This is a genomic window from Aestuariivirga sp. (assembly GCF_044239095.1).
GTDB lineage: Bacteria > Pseudomonadota > Alphaproteobacteria > Rhizobiales > Aestuariivirgaceae > Aestuariivirga.
The window spans coordinates 22,764-29,520 of the sequence record NZ_JBIICB010000016.1; the positions used below are offsets into that span (position 1 = coordinate 22,764).

The window sequence follows — 6,757 nt, forward strand, 5'->3', positions numbered from 1 at the left end:
TGCATGGAGAAACGAGATGGCGCGACTTCCAATACTGCCAGATCAGCAACTGATTGATCCCGCCGGTACTGAGGCTTATCGCCTTTCAACAAGGCCGGTGATGCGAGACAATCGCAAGGATCACAGGATACCAAGGACGTTCAGGTATCGCGCGGATGAGGCGATCCTTCAGGCGAGAGTATACCCTCATCGGCTGCCAGTTCACGAACCAGCCACACCATGCGCTCAAACAGGCCGGTGGCGACAAAAAGCGCCTCGCGATTGGCATTCGAAGCCGTATCGTGCTGAACGATCTGGCCGCGGAAGCGCGTCATGATATCACCACGGTCGCGGGTGAGCCTATCCACCATTTCTGCATCACCTTCGCTGTTTGCATACTCAGCTAGCAGGCCGAGCAGGAAGTGAAGCGTCTCAGTCATGGATGTCCGCATGGCAATCTCATGCGGCGCAGGATCCCTGAGGGTGCCAAGCTCTTCAACGTAGTTGTGCAGAGCGTCAATCAGAGACTTCAGGTGGCCGTTGTAGCGCTGCAGAAGCAGTAAACCGCTCACATCAGCATTCTGAGGATGGCTGGTCACTGCCAGGCTTATGAAACCTTCGATCTGACTGGCGAGTTCCAGCGACAGGCGCCGGCGCTGCGCATTGTCCAGCGTGAGAACGCCATCCTCCTCCTCGGGCCGCAGCGGTGCGAGGGCTATGGGCATCAGCGCCACAAGCCGAGCATACTCGCGCCGTGCCAGCATAAGTGCGGTTTCCGGATCTTCAGCCGCCTCATCGATCAGGAACTCAGCGTCATACTGCTGTCTCTCAGTGTCGATCGGCGCAATCGTCTCAAGCAGGATGGCCAGCGGCTGCTGCAGGAGCGCTGCCAGAACAGCCCCAGAAACGTTGAGCGCCAGGTAGGTGAGCGCAATGGCCATGGGCAGCGACACCTGAAACGAAGCCGGTTCCGGGAGGCTGCCAAACGCCGACAAAAGCACTACAGGTACCAGTACGGCCAGGGAGCCGAGAGCCTTTACTGCGGCCTGCCACACCGCAAGCTGACGAGGCAAACCCACAAGGTGGGACGACACGAGCACGACGCTGAGCCCTGAGCCAAGATTGGCTCCGCAGACGATCACGAGGGCCGAAAGGAAAGGCAGCAGACCAGCAGCACCAAGGGCAACGGTGATGATTGAAACGGTGGACGAGGACTGCATCACCAATGTGATGACGAGGCCAATAACGAAGCTATAGATCCAGGATGTGGAGGCGAAAACGAAAAACTCCTGCGCCCAAGCATTCTGCTGAAGGCCCGAACCAGTTTCCTTCACCATTGCGAGGCCAAGCAAGGTCAGGCCAATCGCGACCAGCAACTCGGTACTCCGCCGACCCGTTTCATGGCGGTGCAATGCAGCGAGATAGAAGACCGCAACCAACGCAAGGGCACCAAGCGCTGCCAGGCGCAAATCGATAGACGCGAGGAACACCAGCACAGAGGTTCCGACACCCGTCCAGGCGCTGATTGACAGCGCCGCAGGAAATGTAATGGCCCGCGAATTGAGAAGCCCCATGCACACAAAGGCAGCCGCACTCGTGCTCTGGGTGAGGGCGCCAAGCAGAGTGCCCATGATGGGTCCCGACAAGGGCAGTTTCGAGAGCGCACGAAAACTTGTTCGAACAAACCCTGCCGAGAGCGCCCGCACAGCCTCCGCGAGCATGTGAAGGCCCGCGAGGAAAAACCCCAGGCCGGCGAGAGCCGCAACGGTGTCGGACATCATCTCCGTCAGCTCCGCGTGGCCCGCAGCGCGCTCGCCAGAACATAGGCCGTGATGACAAGGCTGAGCCCAATGACACACAGGATGAACAAGCGGAGTTTGACGTATCGGTCCTGCATCTGGATGAGCAACGTGTTTCTGCGCTCATCCGAAATCATCGCAATGTCGGCCGAAAGCTTGCCGATGCCCGATTCAAGAACGCGATCCACCCCGCGAACGCTCTTGTCAATGAGGCTGGCCATGTCTGGTGTGATGGTTTTTGACATTCCGCGCTCCTCGGCAAGCGCCGCCTCATATCGCGCCGTCAAGACCCCATGCTCGTTGCTCAAGACCAAAGCCCGTTGCGCTTCGTCCTTGAACCCCAGTTTGGCGGCACCGGCTGAAACCCTTACAAGGCCCTCGTCTGTTTTCTGCGCGCTACTGCGGAATGACGTAAGGTGTTTCTCCAGAAGGCTGCTTTGATCCCCACGCAGCAGAACATTCTTCCATTCCTGGATCTGGACCTTGAAGTTCACCTGTGAATCAAGCGCCGCGCGAGACAGGTTCTGCAACTCGGCCGCTTCCAACGTCCCCGTCGTCCAGGCCCGGTTGATGGACCAGATCGAAAACAGCGAGAAGAGGCCAATCACTGCAACCAGCGCGATCATCGTGAAGGCCGAGGTTGCGATTGCCCGCCGAAGCTCGATCTTACCGTGAATTCTTTGGTTGTCAGCCATCGGCACCTGTTCCTTACAAAACCGGAGTGGTCAGCTTACCACATGACAATTGAATGACGCCACTGTTGCACGCATTCACATGACCCCGAGGTTACCATGCTTGAGCTATGTCTGACATAGCCACTTCTCAGACAAGGGCGATCTGAGGAAACGACGAGCACTGGCTCATCGTCACACTTAACATGACTACAAATGAAACGGACAGATCGGATGCGGGTCGCGTCTACTCAGGATCAAACGCCGAAAGTGTAGTCGAACACATGGTTTCGATGGCGATCTTTCATGCCACCGGGAACGATCGCATTATGCCATCCAGCCAAGAAGCCACTAACTGGAAATGCCACGTGGGAAACGTCGCAGCGTTGCTATGCGCGCTCATCCCGGGCACCTTCGCACAGGCCATGAACACAAAGCCCGGCGGACAACACCTGCAAACAGACGAGCAGACGACGAGATATCCACGAACAGCAGCGCTCGTCGACGGCATGGACGCGCGTCATAACGCGCCATTTGTGCCATCACTATCAAGCTTGAAGAACGACCATCCTATCGCTCACATAAGCGATCCGAAGCACTGCAGTCTTGGTGCGATGGATGCCCCGGCGAACGTCGCGATCATTGGCGATTCGAATGCCGCATCGTCGTTTCCCGGCTTGTCAGTGCTTGACCTGACTGACGGAATATGAGCGCCCCACACCTATGGGGCCGTGGTAGGTAACATCATTGTTCTTCGTGACACGCATCACCTGACAGCTACCTACTCAGCCGCTCTGGCTCCTTACTTCCTTTCACTCTTCGACGCTGCGACCAGATCGCCGCCGTGAACGCAGCATTCTTCAGGGTCTGTTGAGGCACGATCTTGGCCCTGCTAGAGGTATTGCAATGAATAAGCGCAATCTCATCCTCGTTCACCGGGGTCCGAACTATGAGCAGGACTTCGACGACATCGCAGGCAAGGTAAATGCGCTCGATCGCGGCATTATTGTCTACCATCTTCCTGCCGGCCTGCGCGTGGATCTGCCTGCCAGCGCATGGCAACAGCCGACATTGACAGTCTCTCTATCCTCAAAGTTCCGGATACCGGTGAGACGGGGTCCAATCCTGACCAACAGACCGATCGGCAAGTTGGAACAACAAGACATCTTTCGCCGGAACGGAATTCCCACCCCACCAGCCTTGCCATTTCGCCCCGGCATGAAGCTTGATCCGATCCTGTTTGGTGAGTTCGTCGTTCTGAAGCCAGTTGATCTCAGGATGACATCGAGGGGCATTGGCGTGAAACTCTTCCGCCGCAGCACACTCGAGAACATGACCGGCCGGAGGCTGGCGGGACTCATGCCTTCCGGCAATTACATGGTACAGCGGTACGTCGATACGGGCACGCAGTTCAAATGGTTCCGGGTCTCGATGTTTCTGGGCTCGCCACTCTACAGTTTCTTCGCAATCTCGAAATCGATCCGCCCGCCGCTCACCGCAAGCGATGAAGCATTGTTCGAGGCACTCATCGCGAGCAACTTCATGACCGACCAGCATATGCAGATGTATGCACCACCCCAAGTGATCGACATGGCAAGAAGGGTGCACAAGGCCTTGCCGGAGATTCCGCTTCTCGGGCTGGACATGCTCATCGAGGAGAGGACAGGGAGAATATACGTCCTTGAATGCAATGCGGGCGGAAACACCTGGCACTTTTCATCCGAGGTTGCGCGTGATTGGCGCGAAGCTCACGGTAGGCAGGTTCTTGAGCCGCGCCACCTCAATGCTGAAAGACGGGGGCGCCATGTCCTCATTGACCAGTTTGGCGCCTTTGACGTGGCTGCGCTTGTGCTCGCAAAAGCCGTCAGAGAACTCGCCTCGTGATCATCGCCACATAGTGCCTCCCGTTCCGAAGGAAGGCCAGCCGGGGACTGCCTGGCTCTCTTCGGCTGAGCCCAAGCGCCGTCGTTGGATCTCGTGTTCCCGCCTACAGGGTTGCAAGCCTCTGTCTTCGGCATTGTAATCTGGCGGGACGCTGCACTGGACCATGGAGAAGAAAGCAATCATCTTGTAGCGCTACGCGGCGATGTGCGAGAGCCGTAGCAGAGTGAGAAGGCAGTGACCGGTCAAACATGACCAAGCGAAATCTCATCATCGTTCATCGGGGCCCCGAATACGAGCAGGACTTCGACGAGATAGCGGCCAAGGTCAACGCGCGCGATAGAGACATCACGGTCTACCACCTGCCAGCCAACCTCAGGGTCGAATTGCCCATCAGCGCCTGGAATCATCCAACGCTCACGATTTCGCTTACTCCGAACTTCAAGCTGCCAGTTCTGCGCGGACCCGTCTTGAGGAACTATGCGATCGATAAGCTGGCTCAGCAGGAGATTTTCAGAATGCACGGCATAGCTACGCCGCCTGCGTGCCGGTTCCGGTTTGGACTGAAACTGGATCCAATCCTGTTTAGCCAGTTCGTGATCGTGAAGCCTGGCGATTTGCGGCTGACATCGACTGGGGAAGGCATTCGCCTGATGCGCCGCCAGCGGCTAGAGAGCTTGGCGCCATCTGAACTTGATGAGACCCACCCGCTGCGTCCAAACCCGCTGAACTATATTGTTCAGCGCTTTGTCGATACAGGAGAGTACATCAGATACAATCGTGTCACCTCGTTCTTTGGCATTCCTCTTTGGTGTAATGAGGCGGTTTCAGAAACGCCAAGACCATCGCTTGCCAGCAGTGATGACATTCTGGAGGCAATCCCCATTGCGAATTTGGCCTTCGGCAAGAGACACTACCGGTTCCATTCGGACCCAGACGTATTGTCACTGGCAAAGCTTGTGCACAGCGCTTTGCCGAGCATCCCGTTGCTGGGAATTGATATCCTTCGGGAAGAAAAGACGGGAAAACTCCTTGTGTTGGAGTGCAATGCAGGGGGTAACGGTTGGCATTTCTCATCCAAGGCAGCGGCCAGTTTCCGTGAGGAGATAGCCGTAGCACATGGCCATACGGGGACGGCGTCCGAGCGCTTTGGGCGTCAGGTGTTGATGGATCAGTTCGATGCGTTTTCCGGCGCTGCAGACATACTGGTTCAGAAGACACGCGCCCTGGCCACATGACCTCAGCACTGCGGAACTCAACTCACCGCTGAGGCCGGGGCCCATCTCACGATGCGCAGGGGGCTCATGCCGCCGCTTGCAATCCTCTCTGTTTTATATATTCTCAAGTCATCTGTTGGGGTGCCCAAAAGGCTGAGAGGCGGAAAACGCCAACCCACGAAACCTGATCCGGATAATGCCGGCGGAGGGAACGGATAAGATTTTCCAGGCATGGATTATCGCTCCAGTTCCCTGCGCCGGGGAACAAGGAGGCGGCATGACGACGGTGGCGGCCCTGACCATCGCGGGTTCTGACAGCGGCGGCGGCGCGGGCATTCAGGCCGATCTCAAGACATTCTCGGCGCTGGGCGTCTATGGCGCCAGCGTCGTGACGGCGGTGACCGCGCAGAACACATGCGCCGTCACGGCGATCCACGCCATACCGGCCGGCATCATCAGGGCCCAGATCAGCGCGGTCCTGTCCGACATCAAGGTTCATGCCATCAAGATCGGCATGCTGGGAACACCTGACGCGACATTGGCCGTGAGCGAGGGAATCGCCGCCTATGGCGGGGTGGTGGTGCTGGACCCCGTGATGGTCGCCAAGTCAGGCGACGCGCTTCTCACCGGGGAGGCCATTGCCGCCCTGCTCCGGCACCTCGTGCCACGCGCTGATCTTGTGACCCCGAACCTGCCTGAGGCCGCCAAGCTGCTCGGCTGTGAGCAGGCCCAGGGACGCGATGAGGCGGCTGCCCAGGGGCAGGCCATCTGCGCACTTGGTGCGCGGGCCGTATTGATGAAGGGTGGCCATGCAGAAGGCCCGCTATGCGAGGATGTGCTGGTGTCGGCGGAGGGTGTCTGCGTCTTCACGGCGCCCCGCATCGCCACACGCAACACCCATGGCACCGGCTGCACATTGTCATCCGCCATCGCGGCGGAGCTTGCCAAGGGCCGGCCGCTGGCGGAGGCCACTGGCGTGGCGCATGACTGGCTGCACGCGGCGATCACCCGTGCGGACGAGCTGAAAATCGGCTCGGGCCATGGGCCCGTGCACCATTTTCACGGGACATGGCGATGAGCTTCACGGTGATCGGCGCGGGCGTCGCCGGGCTTTGTATCGCCACCGAACTCGTCAAGCGGGGCGCAGAGGTTCGGCTTATCGACCGGGCGGGAGAGCCGGGACCGCATGCCTGTTCCTGGTGGGCGGGCG

At 58.6% G+C, this 6,757-nt stretch carries 7 protein-coding genes and 1 riboswitch; of the genes, 5 read left to right on the top strand and 2 right to left on the bottom strand.

Translation table 11 applies throughout. From position 1 onward, the window contains the following. Positions 1-140 precede the first annotated feature (140 nt). Together ACILRA_RS02905 and ACILRA_RS02910 are read right to left on the bottom strand one after the other, a co-directional pair. The gene (locus ACILRA_RS02905; protein WP_395660588.1) at positions 141-1,760 is read right to left on the bottom strand and encodes a hypothetical protein; all 1,620 of its coding nucleotides are present in this window, start codon (positions 1,758-1,760) and stop codon (positions 141-143) included. Between the two features lie 5 nt (positions 1,761-1,765). After that, a complete protein-coding gene (locus ACILRA_RS02910; RefSeq protein WP_395660589.1) occupies positions 1,766-2,473 on the bottom strand; it encodes a hypothetical protein in 708 nt (235 codons plus the stop codon). Positions 2,474-2,742: 269 nt separating this feature from the next. On the opposite strand from ACILRA_RS02910, the gene ACILRA_RS02915 reads away from it, so the two are divergent. The 5 genes from ACILRA_RS02915 to ACILRA_RS02935 form a co-directional block, all read left to right on the top strand. Continuing rightward, positions 2,743-3,159, top strand: coding sequence for a hypothetical protein (locus ACILRA_RS02915; protein WP_395660590.1), 417 nt, complete (start codon positions 2,743-2,745; stop codon positions 3,157-3,159). A gap of 196 nt (positions 3,160-3,355) precedes the next feature. Then, entirely contained in the window at positions 3,356-4,333 is a 978-nt protein-coding gene (locus tag ACILRA_RS02920; protein WP_395660591.1) for a hypothetical protein, read from the top strand. A 248-nt stretch (positions 4,334-4,581) separates the two neighbouring features. Beyond that, complete coding sequence (locus ACILRA_RS02925; protein WP_395660592.1) at positions 4,582-5,568, top strand: hypothetical protein; 987 nt, start codon at positions 4,582-4,584, stop codon at positions 5,566-5,568. 106 nt (positions 5,569-5,674) lie between these two features. After that, a riboswitch (TPP riboswitch) is annotated at positions 5,675-5,775 on the top strand. 49 nt (positions 5,776-5,824) lie between these two features. After that, positions 5,825-6,625 carry a bifunctional hydroxymethylpyrimidine kinase/phosphomethylpyrimidine kinase gene (thiD, locus tag ACILRA_RS02930; RefSeq protein ID WP_395660593.1) on the top strand — a complete coding sequence of 267 codons (801 nt, stop codon included), beginning with the start codon at positions 5,825-5,827 and terminating at the stop codon, positions 6,623-6,625. Further along, positions 6,622-6,757, top strand: a 136-nt coding sequence (locus ACILRA_RS02935) for an FAD-dependent oxidoreductase (RefSeq protein WP_395660594.1), incomplete at its 3' end; no start/stop codon positions are given. The genes thiD and ACILRA_RS02935, both read left to right, overlap by 4 nt.

Coding starts and splice junctions, on each gene's coding strand:
- ACILRA_RS02925 (WP_395660592.1), top strand. CDS start 4,582: ATGACCAAGCGAAATCTCATCATCGTTCATCGGGGCCCCGAATACGAG.
- thiD (WP_395660593.1), top strand. CDS start 5,825: ATGACGACGGTGGCGGCCCTGACCATCGCGGGTTCTGACAGCGGCGGC.
- ACILRA_RS02905 (WP_395660588.1), bottom strand. CDS start 1,760: ATGATGTCCGACACCGTTGCGGCTCTCGCCGGCCTGGGGTTTTTCCTC.
- ACILRA_RS02920 (WP_395660591.1), top strand. CDS start 3,356: ATGAATAAGCGCAATCTCATCCTCGTTCACCGGGGTCCGAACTATGAG.
- ACILRA_RS02910 (WP_395660589.1), bottom strand. CDS start 2,473: ATGGCTGACAACCAAAGAATTCACGGTAAGATCGAGCTTCGGCGGGCA.
- ACILRA_RS02915 (WP_395660590.1), top strand. CDS start 2,743: ATGGCGATCTTTCATGCCACCGGGAACGATCGCATTATGCCATCCAGC.